The following is a 19,017-nucleotide window of genomic DNA, read 5'->3' on the forward strand; positions in this document are numbered from 1 at the left end:
GTTATGTTAGAAACCATGCGACGTCACGGCATCACACTAGCCATTTTTGCTGCAATTACCACCGGGTTGACGGCTGTCGTGAATTCACTCACCAAAAGTACTATCGCAGAACAAGCCGCACAACAGCACAAGTCGCTGCTTGATCAGGTTATTCCGCCTGCCCTATACGACAATGATATACAAAACGAATGTTATCTAGTCAATGCGGATGCTCTGGGCAATAACTTACCTCATCGTCTCTATCTAGCCCGTAAAAATAATCAACCCGTAGCGGCAGCGTTAGAAAGTACTGCACCGGATGGTTATTCCGGTGCTATTCAATTACTGGTTGGCGCAGATTTCTCGGGAAAAGTACTTGGTGTACGGGTTACAGAACATCATGAAACCCCAGGACTAGGGGATAAAATTGAAACCCGGATTTCAAACTGGATTAATGTATTCTCAGGGAAAACCATCACATCAAATCATGACCAGCACTGGGCAGTGAAAAAAGATGGCGGTGAATTTGATCAATTTACCGGTGCCACTATTACCCCACGCGCCGTGGTAAACTCAGTCAAACGAACCACACTTTATTTACAAACTATACCTAAACATCTCTCTTCTCTAGAATCCTGTGGAGAAAAATCATGAGTGAAACCAAAAACTTATTTATCCAAGGGCTATGGAAAAACAATTCCGCTTTAGTACAACTGCTAGGATTGTGCCCACTGTTAGCCGTATCTTCCACTGCAACCAATGCGCTCGGCTTAGGGCTGGCAACGACACTGGTTCTAGTCTGTACCAACATTGCGGTTTCCAGCTTGCGTCGTTGGGTACCCAATGAGATCCGTATTCCAATTTATGTTATGATCATCGCCTCGGTTGTAAGTGCTGTCCAGATGTTGATTAACGCCTACGCTTTTGGTCTGTATGAATCATTGGGGATTTTCATTCCTCTGATTGTGACTAACTGTATTGTTATCGGCCGTGCTGAAGCCTATGCCGCGAAAAATCCAATTATGCCCTCTGCGATTGATGGCTTAGCAATGGGATTAGGAGCCACTTTTGCCCTGTTTGTTCTTGGTGCTATTAGAGAAATTCTCGGCAATGGAACCCTATTTGATGGCGCTGATTTACTGCTGGGTAATTGGGCTAAGGTATTACGAATAGAAATCGTTCATATGGATTCCCCTTTCCTGTTAGCGATCTTACCACCCGGCGCTTTTATCGGTTTGGGATTAATGCTGGCAGCGAAATATCTTATTGACGAAAAAATGAAAACTAGGGCACTAAAAGAAAAAAGCCGTGCAATAACCATGTTACCAGAATAGGACAGTTCCATTTGATATGAACAAGCAGAAACGTATCGACATTTTAACGCGTTTACGGGATAACAACCCAAAGCCAACAACTGAATTAGTTTTCACAACACCATTTGAGTTACTTATTTCAGTACTGCTTTCAGCGCAAGCAACAGATGTGAGCGTTAATAAAGCCACAGCGAAACTCTATTCGGTTGCTAATACCCCCAAGGCAATACTTGACCTTGGTGTAGATGGGCTGAAAGAGTATATAAAAACTATCGGTCTGTATAACACCAAAGCGGAAAATACAATTAAAACCTGCCAGATATTACTGGAAAAACATGCTGGCGAGGTTCCCGAAGATCGTGCTGCATTGGAGGCATTGCCAGGTGTTGGCCGCAAAACAGCCAATGTGGTATTAAACACCGCTTTCGGCTGGCCGACTATTGCAGTCGATACCCATATTTTTCGCGTTTGTAATCGTACTCAATTCGCGCCCGGTAAAAATGTCAATGAAGTCGAAAATAAATTACTGCAAGTTGTCCCGGCTGAATTTAAAGTTGATTGTCATCATTGGCTTATTTTACACGGTCGTTATACCTGCATAGCCCGTAAACCTCGTTGTGGTTCCTGTATTATTGAAGATCTATGTGAATTTAAAGAAAAAATTTACCCTGAGTAACTATTGTAATTTTCATTGCAATTTCCATACTGTTTTACGCTATCTTGCAGATGTTGCTTGCTCGACACCATCAATTCGCGTAAAACTGTTATTCTAAAAAACTATCTGATAATAACCCTCAACTTTCTCCGCGGATATTATGTTTCAAAACAACCCGCTGCTTGCACAGCTAAAACAGCAACTTCATTCCCAAACACTTCGAGTAGAAGGTTTGGTCAAAGGTACCGAAAAAGGATTCGGATTCTTAGAAGTCGATGGGCAAAAAAGTTATTTTATTCCTCCCCCACACATGAAAAAAGTTATGCATGGCGATCGAGTGACTGCCGCTATTCATACTGATAAAGAAAGAGAGATCGCCGAGCCAGAAACATTGGTCGAACCATTTCTAAGTCGCTTCGTTGGCCGTATCCAGAAAAAAGAAAATGATAACCGTTTATGGATCATTCCTGATCACCCACTGCTAAAAGATGCTATCCCTTGCCGGCCGACCAATCAGGTCACTCATCCATTTCAACATGGTGATTGGGCTGTCGCTGAAATGCGTCATCATCCATTGAAAGGCAGCCGTGGTTTTCATGCAGAAATTACCGGCTATATCACTGAAGGCGACAATCACTACGCCCCTTGGTGGGTAACACTCACTCGCCATAACCTGGAACGTGATGCTCCCGCCATGGCTGCCGATTGCCAGATGAACGATGGCGATCTTGAGCGCATTGACTTAACGTCGCTGGATTTTGTCACTATTGACAGTGCAACCACGGAAGATATGGACGATGCTTTGCATATTGCTAAACAAGATGACGGTAGCCTGAAACTCAGCATCGCCATTGCTGATCCAACAGCTTATATTGCGGCTGACAGCGAACTGGATCAAATCGCCCATCAACGTGCTTTCACTAACTACCTGCCGGGTTTTAATATCCCCATGTTGCCACGCGATCTGTCAGAGAATTTATGCTCTCTGCGCCCTAACGCTCGCCGTCCGGCATTGGTTTGTCAAGTTTCTATTCTGGAAGATGGTCAACTGGGTGATGATATTGCGTTTTTCTCTACCTGGGTTGAATCAAAAGCTAAATTGGTTTACGACGAAGTTTCTGACTGGCTGGAAGAAACCGGGACTTGGGAACCTGCTTCCGAAGCGATTAAGGTTCAAATCACGCTCCTGAAGGAAATGAGTGATCGCCGTAACCAATGGCGCCACCAACATGCGCTTATTTTCAAAGATCGTCCTGATTATCGCTTCATCCTCGATGATAATGGTTACGTACTGGATATCGTAGTAGAACAACGCCGCACAGCTAACCGTATTGTTGAAGAAGCCATGATCACTTCTAACCTGTGCGCCGCAAAAATACTACGCGATAAGTTAGGTTTTGGTATTTACAATGTCCATATGGGTTTTGAGCCACTGCAAATTGAACAAGTGGTTGAATTACTGAAAGAAAATGGTGTCGATGCTAACACAGAAGAATTGTTAACCTTAAACGGCTTCTGCAAATTACGCCGTGAATTGGATAAACAGCCAACACAATTCCTTGATAGTCGCATTCGTCGTTTCCAGACTTTCGCAGAAATTAAACCTGAACCCGGCCCTCATTTTGGTCTCGGTTTTGATGCTTACGCCACCTGGACGTCACCGATCCGTAAATACAGCGACATGATTAACCATCGTTTACTGAAAGCGATTATTCAAAAAACGGATGTGGAACAACCCTCAGAAGAAACCTGTTTACAACTGGCTGAACGTCGCAGACTGAATCGTATGGCTGAACGTGATGTAGGGGATTGGCTGTATGCCCGCTTCCTGCAACCACACGCAGGAACAGAACAACGATTTACCGCGGAAGTCATTGATATCACCCGTGGTGGTTTACGTGTCCGACTGGTCGATAACGGTGCAGTGGCCTTTATACCGGCACCATTCCTACATGCGGTGCGTGATGAGCTGCAATGTAGCCAAGAGACCGGTACAGTGATTATCAAAGGTGAAGTCGCTTACCAATTGAACGATATTATTGATGTTCGTATTGATGAAGTCAGAATGGAAACCCGTAATATTGTCGCCCGCCCTACGGTCTGATTTTTCTCACAACACTTTCTGCGCCAAACTACAGCGATTAAGCTGTAGTTTGTTATTAAAAATCCACAATCAAAGGGAAGAATTACATCACATTTTATTCTGCGCGGGGTGTCACTATATTGAACCAAAATGGAAAATTATCCAACGGACCGATAAACTCATCAAACTTAGTGCGCTCTCCCTTAATTTTCACATTCCTTTTTTTCACCTCATTATCAAATTCTTCTTTACCCAAGTGAATTTTATCCAGAATAGCTTTGGTTAACGTCAACGTGACATCGACCTGCGCCACCTGCTTATCTGTATAATTCAATACCCATTTTCCACGGTCAATGTATAACGCTTATTGAGATCGGTAAGATTAATGTTCATCACCAATTTCTTACTAGCAGCTTTAGGTCCATTCAACCGCACTGCCAGATAATCAAATTGATGAAGGACTAAGAACGGCAAACGATACTGCGGTTGAAATGGTTAATAATCATTTGTAATTCATAAGATAACATTCCTTTAGACAAATTAGTTAGATGACTAAAACTAGAAATAACTTTATCCATAAAATCCAAACGATATGAATCATAGCCTGATAATAATAAATAGGAATATGGAAATAAGTAAAGGAAACAAATCCAGGTTATCGCTATTAGCATCACAACAAAAAATAGTTGTTATTATAGGAAAACTATAAATAACAACATTAATCTCCTTCCTACACTATTAAAATCAAATAACCTGATATATTAAATCTGAAAAAAGAATTATACGTAACCCTCTGTTAATAAATCGCTTTGCCTAAATATCGTATTTTTTATATATCAAAATTTATAACACACCATTTATTCATCCTTTTACAGAAAAATATAACCATGTGATTATAAAATAATTTATATGTAAATAATTCTATTGATTGATAATTTTAAATATTAATAATTGATATTTGAAATTAACGTCAGTTGACTATAATCCAACGTGATCATTCATGTGATCTCAAATTTACCAAGTAACGTTTCTATATAAAGAGTAACCAAGAAAAACAGGTTAGTGCGGTAGCTATTGTCTATTGCTAAATGCCAAGAGAAATAAAGCGATAATCGCGCTTAACATGTAATACACATGAAAAATAAAGGAAATAACTATGACCATAACAACAGAACAAATTGCTGTTGACTATCCAATACCAACTTATCGATTTGTTGTCTCCGTTGGTGATGAACAAATCCCTTTCAACAGCGTTTCGGGACTAGATATTACTTATGATGTCATCGAGTACAAAGATGGCACCGGTAATTACTATAAAATGCCGGGCCAGCGTCAACTGATCAATATTACGCTGCGTAAAGGGGTATTCCCTGGCGATACCAAACTTTTTGACTGGCTTAATTCCATTCAGCTTAATCAAGTTGAGAAAAAAGACGTTTCAATTAGCCTGACCAATGAAGCCGGTACCGAAATTTTAATGAGCTGGAGCGTAGCAAATGCATTCCCAACTTCATTAACCTCCCCCTCTTTTGATGCCACCAGCAATGATATTGCGGTCCAAGAAATAAAACTCACCGCAGATCGGGTAACCATTCAGGCTGCTTAAAGTATCACGATAACTGATATATCAGACGGGAAAAAATGATGCTCAAAATTGGCATAACCGCCACCCGTCCAACTAAATTCATCATCCTACAGTTCACACAAAATATCGCCCAATAATTGGAGGCAATATATGCCAACATCAACAACTTATCCCGGCGTTTATATTGAAGAAGACGCCTCACTGTCACTTTCTGTTCGTTCCAGTGCAACAGCAGTACCTGTTTTTGCTGTCAAAAACGACAATTCATTAATATCAGCTAATACCTATATTCGTATTAATAGCTGGCTGGAGTATTTGAAATTAAAAAACGGAAAATTTGATCATTCCAATAAGCTTGATATTTCATTGAGAGCCTATTTTATTAATGGCGGTGGATATAGCTACCTCGTCAGAACCGAAGATTTAGCTGAACAAGTTCCAAAACTCGACGATATCACATTACTGGTTGCTGCCGGAGAAGATATCAATGATGCCGTGTCCACACTTTGTAAATCAGGTAAAGGGTTATTTGCTATTTTTGATGGCCCAAAGGATGATACCAATATAAAAACACCAAACGAAGTACTCAAATCTTATACCGCTACCGCTTATGGTTCCGTTTACTACCCTTGGTTGACGGCCAAATGGGGAGAAAAAAAAGCCCTCGTTGATATTCCTCCTAGTGCTGTGATGGCCGGTATTTATGCCAGTGTCGATAACAGTCGTGGTGTTTGGAAAGCGCCAGCTAACGTTCCGATTCAGGGAGGATTACAACCTAAATATCCGGTGACTGATGACCTGCAAGCGCAATATAACAAAGATAAAGCGTTAAATATGATCCGCAACTTTCCTAAGAGCGGCACATTGGTTTGGGGAGCCAGAACCCTTGATGACAGTGATAACTGGCGTTATATCCCGGTTCGCCGCCTGTTTAATAGTGCAGAACGAGACATTAAAAATGCCATGAGTTTCGCGGTATTTGAACCTAATAGCCAGCCAACTTGGAAACGGGTACAAACAGCTATTGACAACTACCTCTATCAACTTTGGCAACAAGGAGCACTCGCAGGAAATAAACCACAAGAAGCTTATTTTGTCCAAATCGGCAAAGGTATCACCATGTCCGACGCTGACATTCAGCAAGGCAAAATGATTGTCAAAGTCGGTATGGCGGCGGTTCGTCCGGCTGAATTTATTATCCTTCAATTCTCACAACATGTAGCACAGTAACCGTACTGAGGCGCGGTTTAACACCGCGTCCATTCAGCCATTGAGGAGATGACAATGATAATAGAGACAAAACAGCCGGGCGTCACGATAACGGAAAGCCGTATATCTCTGCCACCAAACAATGAATTTATCGGTGTCCCCGTTTTTATTGGTTATACCGAAAAAAGCTCAAGTAATAAAACCGCCATTAAACTAAACAGCCTGACTGACTTTACCCAACATTTTGGTAAATCAGGATTAACCTATTATTCAGTGCGCCACTTCTTTGAAAACAGTGGTCGGCAAGCTTATGTCCTATCACTGGGCCATGATAAATCGCTAAATGATTTTCAATTATTGATTACCGCCCTACAACAGGACTGGGTGAAACAAGCCATTTCCGCAGAGAACGAAATTACATTGATTGTTGTACCTGATATTGCTCGTTTTAGTGATACCAACACTCCAAAAGACCTTTGGCTACAATCTTGGCAATCAATACTTGAACTTTGCAAAAGCCGACGCAGCATCATGGGATTACTGGATGCCCCAGACGATCCAACATTAGCTGCTAATTGTCTGGCTGATTTTTCTTCCAGTGATCGACAATGGGGTGCCGTATATTGGCCAAGGCTGATAAGCACCTATCAGGAAGGAGATAAACATATCGTACTTTCGCCTACCGCTGCGGTCGCCGCTGTTATACAACGCAATGACAACCAAAAAGGCGTATGGACAGCCCCTGCCAATGTCGCTTTAGCCAAAGTGATCAGCCCGGTACGCTCTTACATTGAAGCAGGCGCCCTCCTTAATCTTAATCAAGAAGGCACTTCGTTGAATTTGGTTCGTAGCTTCCCGGGCAAAGGTATTAAAATCTGGGGATGCCGCACGCTAGACAACACGCCGGGTTCCCCTTGGCGTTATATCCAAATTCGCCGGCTGGTTTCCTATATCGAAACCCACATGACCCAACTTGGCCGAGCCTTCGTCTTTGAACCCAATAACGCTATTACCTGGATGAAATTTAAAGGTCAGGCCCACAACTGGCTACGTCAGTTATGGTTAAAAGGTGGATTGCGCGGCACTCAGGAAGATCAAGCACTTGAAGTGTTACTGGGTGTTAATGAATCAATGAGTGAAACCGATATCCTGGCCGGAAAGATGATCATGAAAATCAAGCTGGCCCTGTTAATTCCGGCGGAATTTATTGAGCTAAGTCTGACGTTTGATATCCGTAACAATACTGTATCTAGCTAATCTCAACAGGGGAAAAACATGTACAACTTATACACCCCGTCAGTATCACACCGTTTTATCGCCAGTTTTCTGTTTAACAATATTCCCAGTCCACTTGATATCGCCTTTCAGCGCATATCGGGCCTGAGCCGAGAACTACAAACCACTCAACACAGCCAAGGCGGAGAAAACGCCAGAAATGTCTGGCTAGCCGAGAAGATCCAGCATGGCAGTCTGGTGCTGGAACGTGGTGTCATGACCATCACCCCACTCACCTTAATATTTGATCGCGTGCTGCGTGGTGAGAAAGCGGTGTATGCCGATGTCATCATCATGTTGCTGAACGAAAACACGTTACCTGTAGCAAGCTGGACCGTCAGTAACGCACTCCCCGTCCGTTGGTCCACCAGCGACTTTGATGCTAATAGCAACACCGTGCTGGTGAGCTCACTAGAACTACGTTATCAGGATATGCGCTGGTTAGGAGTAAAAGCATGACTGTAGAAATTAAGGAACTGATTATTCAGGCGAAAGTCACCGATCCGACGAGTGATCAACACGCCCCACGCACATTAGCTCAGGAAAGACTGGATAACGCCCGTTTGATTGAGATGGTGAAACGGGAGGTGTTAGAGGCATTACGTGAAACAGGAGGCGATTATGAGTTTAATTGAACGCGGTTTATCCAGACTCACTTTAACAGCCTTCAAAGACCGGGAAGGCAAAATTTCCGTGGGTAGCTTACAAGCCATGTACAACCCCGATGCAATCCAACTTGATTACCAAACCCGCTACCAACAGGATGAAAGTGTCAATCGTGCCAGCCAAAGCAGCCGCTATGTGTTATCCCAACCGGCTGGATTATCCTTAGTCCTGCTGTTTGATGCATCGATGCCCGGCAATAGCACACCAATAGAAACACAGCTTGCGACCTTAAAATCCCTGTGTGCGGTTGATGCCAGCACCAAAGTACCCCACTTCCTTAAAATCAAATGGGGAAAAATGCGCTGGGAAAATAAAGGCTATTTTGCCTGCCGGGCCAGTGGCCTTGCCATCAACTACACCCTGTTTGACCGGGACGCCACCCCATTACGAGCCAGTGCGACCTTATCTTTAGTGGCAGATGAAAGCTTGGTGATTCAGGACACCGAGCGGCAGTTAAAATCGCCACCGGCCACTGCGGTTAGCGTCACAGACATGCTCTCCTTACCCTTGATTGCTTTAGGCGCCGGCGCTTCTCTGGCAGGCGGTATCGATTATCTCTCTCTGGCCTGGCAGAACGATCTGGATAATCTTGATGACTTTACCCCCGGGCAAACCTTACAAGCACGGAGGGATACATGAAAATACCCACAGTAATCATCAAGATAGGTGGTAAGACACTCAACCAATTTACCGTAATCAGCCTGACAACCAACCATCACATCAACGGCATCCCTTCGGCCAACATCACTTTAGGCATAGCCGGTGATGCCAGTCATATTTTTGATGCCAAGACGCAAGCTGAATTGGCAAACTGTCGCCCGAATCATGAAGTTATCGTGCAGATACAAAAAACCGTGTTATTTAAAGGCGTTATCGTGCGGCAAATTCTAGGGCTTAAAGGTCAAGACAGCATCATTACTCTGACAGCAAAACATCACCTGCAAAAATTAACCCATAGCTTTCACTCACAGCTATTTAATAAACAGAGTGATGAGGCGATTATCAAAAAACTCTTTAATCAGAATGGCATCCAAACGACGATAAAACAGGCACCGCAACTCAAAACCGTTCATGAACAAATGGTGCAATTTCGTTGCAATGACTGGGCATTCCTAAAAAGCCGATTGACTGCGACTAACACCTGGTTATTGCCCGGTAATGAATCAGTTACCTTGATAACACCTAAGGCACTGAATAAGTCAACTGTGCATACCCTTCATCGGCATGCCAGCGATCAAAACATTGTGCTATTTGAAGCGGATCTCCAGTGGAATAACCAACACAACCCTAAAACCGTGAGTGTACGTGCCTGGGATGTGACTCAACAAAAGCTTTCTCAGGCAATCAATACCCAAAACAGCAAGCTTGGCAGCGACAAGTTGGCTGTGGACAGTATCGCTGCGCTAGCTGATAAAGAGTGGCAATGGGCTTACAGCTATCCATTGGATAATGAACAAGCCAAACATCTTGCTCAAGGCATTATGGATAACCTACGCAGTCATAATATATCCGGTAGCTTTGAAATCGAAGGCAGTCATCATTACCAACCGGGGAATGTTCTGGCGTTAAACGGCTTTGGTCAGGGAATAGATGGTCAAGGGATTATCACCGGTGTAAATCAGATAATTAACCAGCGGCAAGGCTGGCGCACCCGATTAACCTTAGGCATGTCGCCGGATATAGACCCTCCGGTGCCACAGGTAAAAGAGTTACATATCGGTATCGTGGAAAAATATCAGCAAGACAGCCAATCGCTAGGCCGTATCCCGGTCAGAATACCGGCATTAAACTTAACCCAAGGCGTACTCTTTGCCCGTTTAGGTAAACCTTATGCCAGTCATGAAAGTGGGTTCTGCTTTTATCCAGAACCGGGAGATGAAGTTATTATCGGCTTCTTTGAATGTGACCCCCGTTTTCCGGTGATATTAGGCTCCATGCATAATCCTAAAAATAAATCGCCGGTAGAACCCAGTGAAAAAAATCAAATGAAAACCTTAGTAATCAAACGAGGAGATAAACAACAGGCATTAATCTTCGATAATAAAGAAAACACCGTGGCACTTAATAGCGGAGAAAATAAAGTCTCTCTGCAACAGGATAAAGATATTACGCTCAATTCATCTAAAAATCTCATCACTCAGGCCCAGGAAATTAACATACAAGCAGAAAAATCTCTGTCAGCTACAGGAAAATCCGGGGTAGATATTAAGGGCTCGAAAATTAACTTAACACAGTAATGAGGTATTGAAATGACAAACTCAATATTAGCCGATATTTATGGTCGCGGCTGGAAATTTCCACCACAGTTTTCTCTTGAAACAGGCGTAGCAATGGCAGAAGGCGCAGAAAATGTTCGTCAAAGTATGAAAATCCTTTTTCTAACTGAACCCGGTGAACGGATTATGCGTGAAGATTATGGCTGCGGTCTGAATGATTATATGTTTGAAAATATCAGTGATGAATTGTTATCGGAGATTCAAACCCGTATTGAAGAGCGAGTTCTGCGCTATGAACCTCGTGCTGAAATCACCGATATTCAGGTAACTCAGAAAACAGGATCACCTAATACTCTACATATTCAAGTGACCTATGCCCTAAGAGGCAGTGAAATTAGTCAACAGCTTGAAGGCATTCTTGAAGTCAACGAAGGTCGGGCAAAGGTGAGCCTATGAGCAAACAATTGATCATCGATGGCGATAGCCTGCTATTTGAACCCTTATTCGGCAACCGGCAGGTCACCATTTTGGGACCAGCAATTATCAGAGGCAGCGGGCACGCTCAAATCCAAGGCAAAAAGATCGCTATTGTGGGTGATGAAAAAAAGGTACAACTTCAAGCGCAATATATTACCCCCAGCCACCCAACACTTGGCATGGGTATAGTCACCATTGCGCAATTGGATGCCAGCCAACAAGTCAACTTTTGCCGCAGTAACGCCACGGTAATTGTTGTCGGGCAGCAATTTACCGCCCGTTTTACTCCGACACAACCGGCAATTAATCCGTCAGGTGTACCGGATATAACAACCCCCAGTATGGGAAAAGGCCGTTTTATTGCCAGTCAATATGCTGTCAATGCCGGATAAATAACTCTTTAAAATCATTATTAAACAACGTTTCTATTCCGCAATAGCTATCAGCCATATATTCAAATAACAGGTGGTATAATATGGGACTCACCGAATTAAAAAACAAACTCGCCGCTATCGTACCAGAGACAGATTTTAAACTTGATGAAAGAAGTACGCTGGATATTTTAAACTGGCTACAAGAATACGCTAAAAAAATCCCTTTTGATCAAGAGAAAAAACAATTCTGGGATAGTTTCTATTTTATTCAGGAAAATAGTCCTGAAAAATTAGCCGATCTTTACCAAAACGTTAATAAAGCAGATGGACATTTACCGGCACATCAAGCTTTTGTGTTGGCTTTTTTAAAACTTTTAGAAACAACCAAAGTTTTATTTAATACTTTTCCGGCACGGCATCGTGATCTTTATTATCGGGAATTATTAGGATTGAAACCGAGAAATGCACAAGCGGATAGCGTTGCTTTAGGCATTACCTTAAATACAGATAAGGCAGAATATCTTATCCCTAAAGGAACCCTGTTTGATGCCGGGCAGGATAGCGCTGGGAATCCGTTACAATATGCATCAGATGCTGATCTACTGGCGAACCAAGGAAAATTAACCGACCTGCGTTGGTATCGGAAAGATAATGATAGTTGGAAATCGGCAATACTACTAAACCACTCAGATAATATTAAATTACCTGAAAACGGTATTAAGCTTTTTAGCCCAACACCCAACGATGTCCCAATCTTGTCTGGTTATCTGATTACCTCTTCTTTATTTGCTATGTCGAAAGGAGTGCGTAATATTGAGGTAACTCTAGCAAATGAGTGGATGGGTAATCCTAACAACATTACTGCTCAGATCAGTTCTGGAAAACATTGGCTTTCACTGCTAGTAAAAAAAGCAGAGACCAATCTTAAACTCATCTTAAGCTTATCAGCTAATGATGAACCCATCAGCCCCCCTGATTCCTTGGATAATATGGAGTTTGATGTCCCCATATTAAAGCTAGGCACCATTCAGGGAGCTATGCTACCCAAGATCGCGGGTATTGAAATTAGCATTAACGGCAACGGTAATGTACGTTATTCCTCTGATGGAGGTGTTGAAAACGCAGGTGCGACTAATTTTCCCTTTGGACAATCACCGTCACTAGGTTCCGGTTTTAATTTGATTGCTCCTGAATGGTATAACACTGAAAACGCAACAGTGACGATTACTCCTCAATGGGTGGGATTACCTCGACAAAACTTTTCAAAATGGTATGGCGTATATGAAACTAAACCGGACAATAGTAAATTTAAAGTACAGGGTTACTTAATCACACCTCAAAAGAGAGAAAAGCTCAATGAGGTACAAGCATTGTTCGATGGACAAGACGCACCACAAGGACAAAGCTTAAAAGTTACCTTGCCAACAATGAATTATCCCCTTACAAACAGCTCTTCACCCAATGACTGGCCTGCATCAGTACGCATAGAATTAGTTGAGCAGGATTTTATGCATTCTCAGTATTGGCAAAATCCTACGGGTAAAAATCAACCCTATACTCCTCAGATCAGTTCATTGAAAATTGAATTCAGAGCAGAAATCAAAACTGGGCAATATTTCGTTTATCCCCTAACTCCTTTTGGTTGGGACAAAGCAAACGCAGAAACACCACCATTAATCAGTGACACATTTTATTTAGGCTTTACTGATGTATTACCGGGGCAAACTTTATCTCTGTACTGGCAATTAGACGGTATTAAAGAACGCTTTTTATCCTGGTTCTATCTCAATCAAGAAAATACCTGGAGTCCATTAGATAATTTAGTACACGACCAAACCCGCAACCTATTTGACCGAGGAGGATTGAGTACTTTATTACCACATGATGCTTCAAACCAAGCATCTCAAATGCCAAAGGGACGGTACTGGGTGAAGGCACAAATTTTACAGACGAATCAAGCAATACTAACCGACCTGTATTGGCATCGGAAAGATAACGATGGCTGGAAATCTACAACACCTCTTAACCTTTCAAATAACATGAAATTACCAGCAAATGGGATTCAAATTTTTAATCCAACATCCAATGATATCCCGGTTCTATCCGGCTACCTAATTACTTGGCCTTTATTCACATTTCTAAAAAAAGGGCTCAACATTACATTAATTTTGGGAAGTAAATTGGAAGGTAATTCTGAGAATATAGCTGCTAAAATAAGTTCAGGGAATCATTGGTTAACACTGTCAGTCGAATATCTCAGTGACACTGATAGTATTAAGTTGCAATTACCAGACGATGATAACAATGATCCCATCAGCCCCCCTAATGCTTTGGATAATATGACGTTCGATACGCCATTGTTAAAATTGACAACTACTGAGGGTTTCACTTTACCCTGGATTTATAAAATATGTATTAACAGCAACATCGTGCTCTCTGCTTCCGACAATTCAAAAGCAGAAATCTCTCATTTCCCTTTTGGCCAATCGCCATCACTGGGCTCCAGTTTTAGTCCGAAGGTAGTTCTCCCCGAATGGATTAACTCTGAATATACATCGAACACAACATTCACTATTACTCCTCAATGGGTCAACTTACCTACAGAGAATTTTTCATCGAGGTATGAAGGATATGCTAATAAACCTACCAATAACAATGTATTTAAAGTGGAAGGCTATCTTGTCACTCCCTACAGAGGAGAGAAAAAACTTGATGAAACTCTGTCATTATTTGATGGCGAAAATGCACCACAAGGAAAAAGCCTGACTTTTACCTTACCTAACAAGGATTATTTCTATTCAAACAACCATGAAACAATTAATATAAAAATAAAACTCGCTGAGCAAGACTTTATGCACGCTCAATACCAGCAAAGTCCTACAGGTAAAAAACAACCCTACACCCCACAACTCAGTGAATTACAGGTGGAATTCAGTGCGACAGCTTTCCGTCGACAATTCTCCATTTATCCTCTCACGCCTTTTGGCAAGGGCGAAGCCGGAAAAGATATAACACCATTAACTCACGATACATTCTATTTAGGTTTTACCGATATATCACCAGGGCAAACTTTTTCTCTATATTGGCAGCTAAAGGGCCTGAAAAATCTATCTTTGTCTTGGTTTTATCTGAGTCAAAGAAATACCTGGAAATTATTAAATAGATCAACTTACAACCAAACATATAATCTATTTGAATCAGAAGATCAAAGTATCCTATTACCCCAAGATGCTTCAAACCAAACCTCTCAAATGCCATCAGGGAGATACTGGCTGAAAGCACAAATAGAACAGGAGAAAAAGCAGATAAAGATAGTCCCTCCAGATTACCCAAGAATTAAAGGATTGTTATATAACGCCACAACAGCCACGTTAATCAACACAGTAACAGTAGAACAAGATCACTTAATCAACGGATTAGCCGTTAACAGCATTAAACAGCCAGTGAACTCATTTATTGCAATCAGTGAAGTGGCTCAACCTTGGGCATCTTGGAATGGTCGTCCGAAAGAAGACGAGCAAACCTTTTTGAAACGGGTTCCCGCCCGGCTGTCCCATCGTAATCGAGCATTAAATTGGGGCGATATTGTCACCTTACTAAAAGAGCGTTTTGTCAGTATATTTGATGTCAAATACCCTTCTACCAATGAATTAACCAAAATACCAGCACCAGAAAAGCGCCAATTAATCGTCATCCCTGATAATCGTTACAAAGATAATGATGATTCACTTCGTCCAGAATTGAACCAAGCTCGATTAACTGAAATGGTCGAATGGTTAGATCAATTAAGTAGCCCCTGGACAACCATTGAAATTAATAATCCCACATACGTTGATGTCCCGATTAGCTATGAATTGGTATTTGCTTCAGGAGTTAATCCCGATTATGGCCGCCATCAATTACAACAGGAACTGAGTCGAATCTACATGCCGTGGGGAGAAAATATTGCTATTGGCGTAACACCAGGTAATCGCATTGACTATTACCAGTTATTAGCCACGATTCAACAATCACCTTGCGTTGAACGGGTCACTAGCTTGACTTTGCAAAAAGGCAATCCACCCACAGATACCGTAGGTAAAAGTATAGAAGCCGACGATGATGAAGTATTGATTTTAGTCTGGTAATACCCCCCTAAACGAAGGAGTTAACAAATGAATAATCGAAATATGCTATTTCCCATTATTAAAGATAATATTGCCTTTGAGACTTTACTTACCCAAGCAAAAACCGTTATTGAACAACAATCCGGCCAATGTTGGAACGATATGGGGGAAAATGATCCAGGCATCACCTTATTAGAAGCTTGTTGTTATGGTGCATCTGATTTAGCTTACCGCCATTCATTACCACTGAAAGATCTTCTTACTCCTAAACAAGAGGAACAAACATCCAGAGATGGTATTTTCCCTCAAGAGTTTGGCCCACAACAAATATTGACTTGTGGCCCCATCACCGAAGAGGATTATCGCCGGGCCTTATTGGATTTGCACAGCAACGACAAAAGTGATGGCTATTTTCTCTTTAACGATGTACAGATTATTCGTGAACCTGGAAATCAACGCTATACATACTGGTATAACGAACAAAAACGACAATACAGTTTCACTAAAAACCAATACAGCAAACAGTTAACACTAAGGGGAAACTATTGGCTTTATTTACTCCCTAGTCGGGAAACTGAAAAAATTCAAGATAATAAAATTCAAGCTCAAAAAAAGTTGGAAAATTTTCTAAGGGACAATCGTAATCTGGGGGAGTCCGTCAGTAAAATTATTTGGCTGGAGCCCATCGATATACCATTGGAGATTGATATTCAACTTGATGATGACGTCAAAGATATTGCTGATATATTCGCTAAAGTTTATACAACGGCAGAACAAATGGTGCTTGAAAAACCGCGACGTTATACCACTCAAGCCATGAAAGAAATGGGTTACAGTAATGAAGAGATTTTTAATGGGCCTTATTTACATCATGGTTGGATACCTCAATTACCTTCAATTAAAGATTACACTAAATCTAAAGAACTAAATCTAAGTCCCTTAGTTAATCAATTACTGAGGATCAAAGGAATCAAGAAAATTACCCGATTCACGTTAGATGGGAATAATGAAAGAATTTCTAAACTACCAAATGATAATTGGTCATGGGCAATCATTCATGGGTACTATCCCAGACTATGGGGCAACGATCCCTTACAATCGATCACCTCACCAAATAGCCCACTCACCATTACAGCCAAAGGTGGAATCAAAATTATTGTTTCCAAACAAGATGTAGAGGAAAAGCTCATTGCAGAGCCACTAATTGAGACACAACCTGAATTACTGGATTGGGGTAAATATCGTAAGGTCCTGGATTATTATCCAGTAAGAAATAAATTACCCGCTTGCTATGGATTACAAACTAATACCCAACAGCAAATACAATTACATCAGTTTATGTTACCTTTTGAACAAACTCTAGCTAATAACTGTGCCAATCTCGCCTTGTTACCAAAACTATTGGCTTTTAAACAACGGGGAGATACTGTACGTGGTACTCAATGGCCTTTTAAAGAAAATACTGTAGCTCAAAATGTTCATCAAAACATAAAGCCTCATTTAATTAATCAAATGAATAATGAAGCTAAAATCAATAATAATGATAAAAACTATACTAAAGAATTAGTGATGTTAGACTATCTATTGCGATATTTTGGAGCGCAATGTGCAACCCCTCTTTTATCACAAGACTCAAACTCTCAGGAAGATTTTCTATCTACTCAGCGCGAATATCTTTCTCAACAACCTGACTTAGCCTATCAACGCAATAATATTCGTATTGATAAAGTATCAGCGCTGCAAAAACGCATTGCCGCCCGATTGGGTCTGGGAGGAGAATGTTTCAAAGAAACACCAGAACTGGATAAACTCCCTTTTTATTTAATTGAACATCGTCAACTCTTACCAATAAAACCTAATGAAAAATTCAATAATGACCAAACACCTGATAATCTAGAAATTAAAAATGATCAAGTCATGATTACACAAACTGATACAGCAGGCCATTTAATGCAAGGTCAAGTTATTAATCTGGAATTTAGAGAAGGCTACAATATATCCAAATTTCTGAACCTGATGATCACTGAAGTGACAGGAGATACATTCACTATTAACACCAATAACAATAATGATCTAAGAAACAATCTGGACAAATTGCAAAACACATTTAAGCAGCGCAATAGCCTGCACTGGCGCAATAGCTCCGTGTGGATAGAAGATATGGATTATCAACTCGTTTATGACAGTGAAAAGAGTCAAGAAGAAACCGAAAATAGACGATGGATTACCCTTAATGACCAAAACTCCTTCCCTGCCATGATCGAAAACAATGATGAAATCACAATAAGAATCAAGTCCAATTATGAACTTACAACCCAAATTGTACAACTTGATAGTGCTAATAACCGGATATTACTTAGAAAAGATATAAATTCAAAAAATAAATTTCCACCAAGAGAATATATATCACACTATTGCTTGTCCTACACAAGCTATGATTACGGATTCAGAAAGGAACGAACATATAAATTAATTTCTACCGATACAACCTCAAATGAAAATGAACTCTGGATTACCATCAGAAAACAACCCGATGATACTCCTTACGATAGTTTTCCTTTTGATATATTCGAATCGGATGATGAAATAACACTAAAATTTGACCCTGATTATGAACTTAAAACGCAGGTAAAAGAATTTGATCGCATAGAGAAACGAATATTAGTTGAAAAAAACATAGATCAAATAAATGATTTTCCATTGGAAAACAATGAGTCGCACTCTTACTGGTACTTCTCAGGAAAAAGATATATCCAATCTGACCATTTTTCATTTGTAGTCAGCATAGTACTGAATCGAGAACGCATTAGGAGCGGTACTACTGATTTTTACAAATTAGAATCTTGGGTGAAAACTGAAATTTTAGCTGAACTGCCCGCTCATATCTCACTCGTTATTCATTGGCTATCATCGGAAGAATTCGAAAAATTTGCCAGCACTTATAAACTTTGGCAAAATAATGGCGCTCCTTTAGGCGATCACGCATATAAAATTCTAGAAACATTAACATTAGGAAAGAAACCTTCTGCTTCAGTAGAAGAATACAGTGAAGAAATAATTATTGCATAAGGATTATTTT

General features: G+C 41.1%; 15 protein-coding genes and 1 pseudogene. 15 read left to right on the forward strand and 1 reads right to left on the reverse strand.

The features are described from left to right. Window positions 1-3 precede the first annotated feature (3 nt). The 4 genes from rsxG (at window position 4) to CKY02_RS00535 (ending at window position 4,051) form a co-directional block, all read left to right on the forward strand. Complete coding sequence (gene rsxG / locus CKY02_RS00520; RefSeq protein ID WP_112893818.1) at window positions 4-633, forward strand: electron transport complex subunit RsxG; 630 nt, start codon at window positions 4-6, stop codon at window positions 631-633. Next, a complete protein-coding gene (locus CKY02_RS00525; RefSeq protein WP_112893819.1) occupies window positions 630-1,313 on the forward strand; it encodes an electron transport complex subunit E in 684 nt (227 codons plus the stop codon). The genes rsxG and CKY02_RS00525 overlap by 4 nt, the downstream gene beginning before the upstream one ends. A gap of 16 nt (window positions 1,314-1,329) precedes the next feature. Then, a complete protein-coding gene (nth, locus tag CKY02_RS00530; RefSeq protein WP_112878189.1) occupies window positions 1,330-1,968 on the forward strand; it encodes an endonuclease III in 639 nt (212 codons plus the stop codon). 139 nt (window positions 1,969-2,107) lie between these two features. Continuing rightward, on the forward strand, window positions 2,108-4,051 hold the full coding sequence (locus CKY02_RS00535; protein ID WP_112893820.1) for an exoribonuclease II: 1,944 nt from the start codon (window positions 2,108-2,110) through the stop codon (window positions 4,049-4,051). Window positions 4,052-4,145: 94 nt separating this feature from the next. Here the strand turns inward: CKY02_RS00535 and CKY02_RS00540 are convergent. Further along, window positions 4,146-4,423, reverse strand: a pseudogene (locus CKY02_RS00540) (alkyl sulfatase C-terminal domain-containing protein). A gap of 763 nt (window positions 4,424-5,186) precedes the next feature. On the opposite strand from CKY02_RS00540, the gene CKY02_RS00550 reads away from it, so the two are divergent. The 11 genes from CKY02_RS00550 (at window position 5,187) to CKY02_RS00600 (ending at window position 19,007) form a co-directional block, all read left to right on the forward strand. Then, entirely contained in the window at window positions 5,187-5,636 is a 450-nt protein-coding gene (locus tag CKY02_RS00550) for a phage tail protein (protein WP_036776181.1), read from the forward strand. A gap of 129 nt (window positions 5,637-5,765) precedes the next feature. Continuing rightward, window positions 5,766-6,845 (forward strand): phage tail sheath family protein, encoded by a 1,080-nt coding sequence (locus tag CKY02_RS00555; RefSeq protein WP_112893823.1) that lies wholly within the window; start codon window positions 5,766-5,768, stop codon window positions 6,843-6,845. Window positions 6,846-6,899: 54 nt separating this feature from the next. Next, the gene (locus tag CKY02_RS00560) at window positions 6,900-8,081 is read left to right on the forward strand and encodes a phage tail sheath family protein (protein ID WP_112893824.1); all 1,182 of its coding nucleotides are present in this window, start codon (window positions 6,900-6,902) and stop codon (window positions 8,079-8,081) included. 18 nt (window positions 8,082-8,099) lie between these two features. Then, window positions 8,100-8,558 (forward strand): phage tail protein, encoded by a 459-nt coding sequence (locus CKY02_RS00565; RefSeq protein WP_112893825.1) that lies wholly within the window; start codon window positions 8,100-8,102, stop codon window positions 8,556-8,558. Beyond that, on the forward strand, window positions 8,555-8,734 hold the full coding sequence (locus tag CKY02_RS00570; protein WP_112893826.1) for a DUF5908 family protein: 180 nt from the start codon (window positions 8,555-8,557) through the stop codon (window positions 8,732-8,734). Before CKY02_RS00565 ends, CKY02_RS00570 begins: the two co-directional genes overlap by 4 nt. Continuing rightward, a complete protein-coding gene (locus CKY02_RS00575; protein WP_112893827.1) occupies window positions 8,721-9,404 on the forward strand; it encodes a CIS tube protein in 684 nt (227 codons plus the stop codon). The genes CKY02_RS00570 and CKY02_RS00575 overlap by 14 nt, the downstream gene beginning before the upstream one ends. Further along, window positions 9,401-11,002 (forward strand): phage baseplate assembly protein V, encoded by a 1,602-nt coding sequence (locus CKY02_RS00580; protein WP_112893828.1) that lies wholly within the window; start codon window positions 9,401-9,403, stop codon window positions 11,000-11,002. Before CKY02_RS00575 ends, CKY02_RS00580 begins: the two co-directional genes overlap by 4 nt. A 12-nt stretch (window positions 11,003-11,014) precedes the next feature. Further along, window positions 11,015-11,437 (forward strand): GPW/gp25 family protein, encoded by a 423-nt coding sequence (locus CKY02_RS00585; protein WP_065391980.1) that lies wholly within the window; start codon window positions 11,015-11,017, stop codon window positions 11,435-11,437. Beyond that, entirely contained in the window at window positions 11,434-11,850 is a 417-nt protein-coding gene (locus tag CKY02_RS00590; RefSeq protein WP_112893829.1) for a hypothetical protein, read from the forward strand. The genes CKY02_RS00585 and CKY02_RS00590 overlap by 4 nt, the downstream gene beginning before the upstream one ends. A gap of 83 nt (window positions 11,851-11,933) precedes the next feature. Next, entirely contained in the window at window positions 11,934-15,959 is a 4,026-nt protein-coding gene (locus CKY02_RS00595; protein ID WP_112893830.1) for a hypothetical protein, read from the forward strand. A 27-nt stretch (window positions 15,960-15,986) separates the two neighbouring features. Beyond that, entirely contained in the window at window positions 15,987-19,007 is a 3,021-nt protein-coding gene (locus CKY02_RS00600) for a hypothetical protein (protein ID WP_112893831.1), read from the forward strand. Window positions 19,008-19,017: the final 10 nt, after the last annotated feature.

Origin of the sequence: Photorhabdus bodei, assembly GCF_003287735.1 — a bacterium.
GTDB lineage: Bacteria > Pseudomonadota > Gammaproteobacteria > Enterobacterales > Enterobacteriaceae > Photorhabdus > Photorhabdus kayaii.

Coding starts and splice junctions, on each gene's coding strand:
- CKY02_RS00535 (WP_112893820.1), top strand. CDS start 2,108: ATGTTTCAAAACAACCCGCTGCTTGCACAGCTAAAACAGCAACTTCAT.
- CKY02_RS00585 (WP_065391980.1), top strand. CDS start 11,015: ATGACAAACTCAATATTAGCCGATATTTATGGTCGCGGCTGGAAATTT.
- CKY02_RS00595 (WP_112893830.1), top strand. CDS start 11,934: ATGGGACTCACCGAATTAAAAAACAAACTCGCCGCTATCGTACCAGAG.
- CKY02_RS00565 (WP_112893825.1), top strand. CDS start 8,100: ATGTACAACTTATACACCCCGTCAGTATCACACCGTTTTATCGCCAGT.
- CKY02_RS00550 (WP_036776181.1), top strand. CDS start 5,187: ATGACCATAACAACAGAACAAATTGCTGTTGACTATCCAATACCAACT.
- rsxG (WP_112893818.1), top strand. CDS start 4: ATGTTAGAAACCATGCGACGTCACGGCATCACACTAGCCATTTTTGCT.
- CKY02_RS00560 (WP_112893824.1), top strand. CDS start 6,900: ATGATAATAGAGACAAAACAGCCGGGCGTCACGATAACGGAAAGCCGT.
- CKY02_RS00590 (WP_112893829.1), top strand. CDS start 11,434: ATGAGCAAACAATTGATCATCGATGGCGATAGCCTGCTATTTGAACCC.
- nth (WP_112878189.1), top strand. CDS start 1,330: ATGAACAAGCAGAAACGTATCGACATTTTAACGCGTTTACGGGATAAC.
- CKY02_RS00525 (WP_112893819.1), top strand. CDS start 630: ATGAGTGAAACCAAAAACTTATTTATCCAAGGGCTATGGAAAAACAAT.
- CKY02_RS00570 (WP_112893826.1), top strand. CDS start 8,555: ATGACTGTAGAAATTAAGGAACTGATTATTCAGGCGAAAGTCACCGAT.
- CKY02_RS00575 (WP_112893827.1), top strand. CDS start 8,721: ATGAGTTTAATTGAACGCGGTTTATCCAGACTCACTTTAACAGCCTTC.
- CKY02_RS00580 (WP_112893828.1), top strand. CDS start 9,401: ATGAAAATACCCACAGTAATCATCAAGATAGGTGGTAAGACACTCAAC.
- CKY02_RS00600 (WP_112893831.1), top strand. CDS start 15,987: ATGAATAATCGAAATATGCTATTTCCCATTATTAAAGATAATATTGCC.
- CKY02_RS00555 (WP_112893823.1), top strand. CDS start 5,766: ATGCCAACATCAACAACTTATCCCGGCGTTTATATTGAAGAAGACGCC.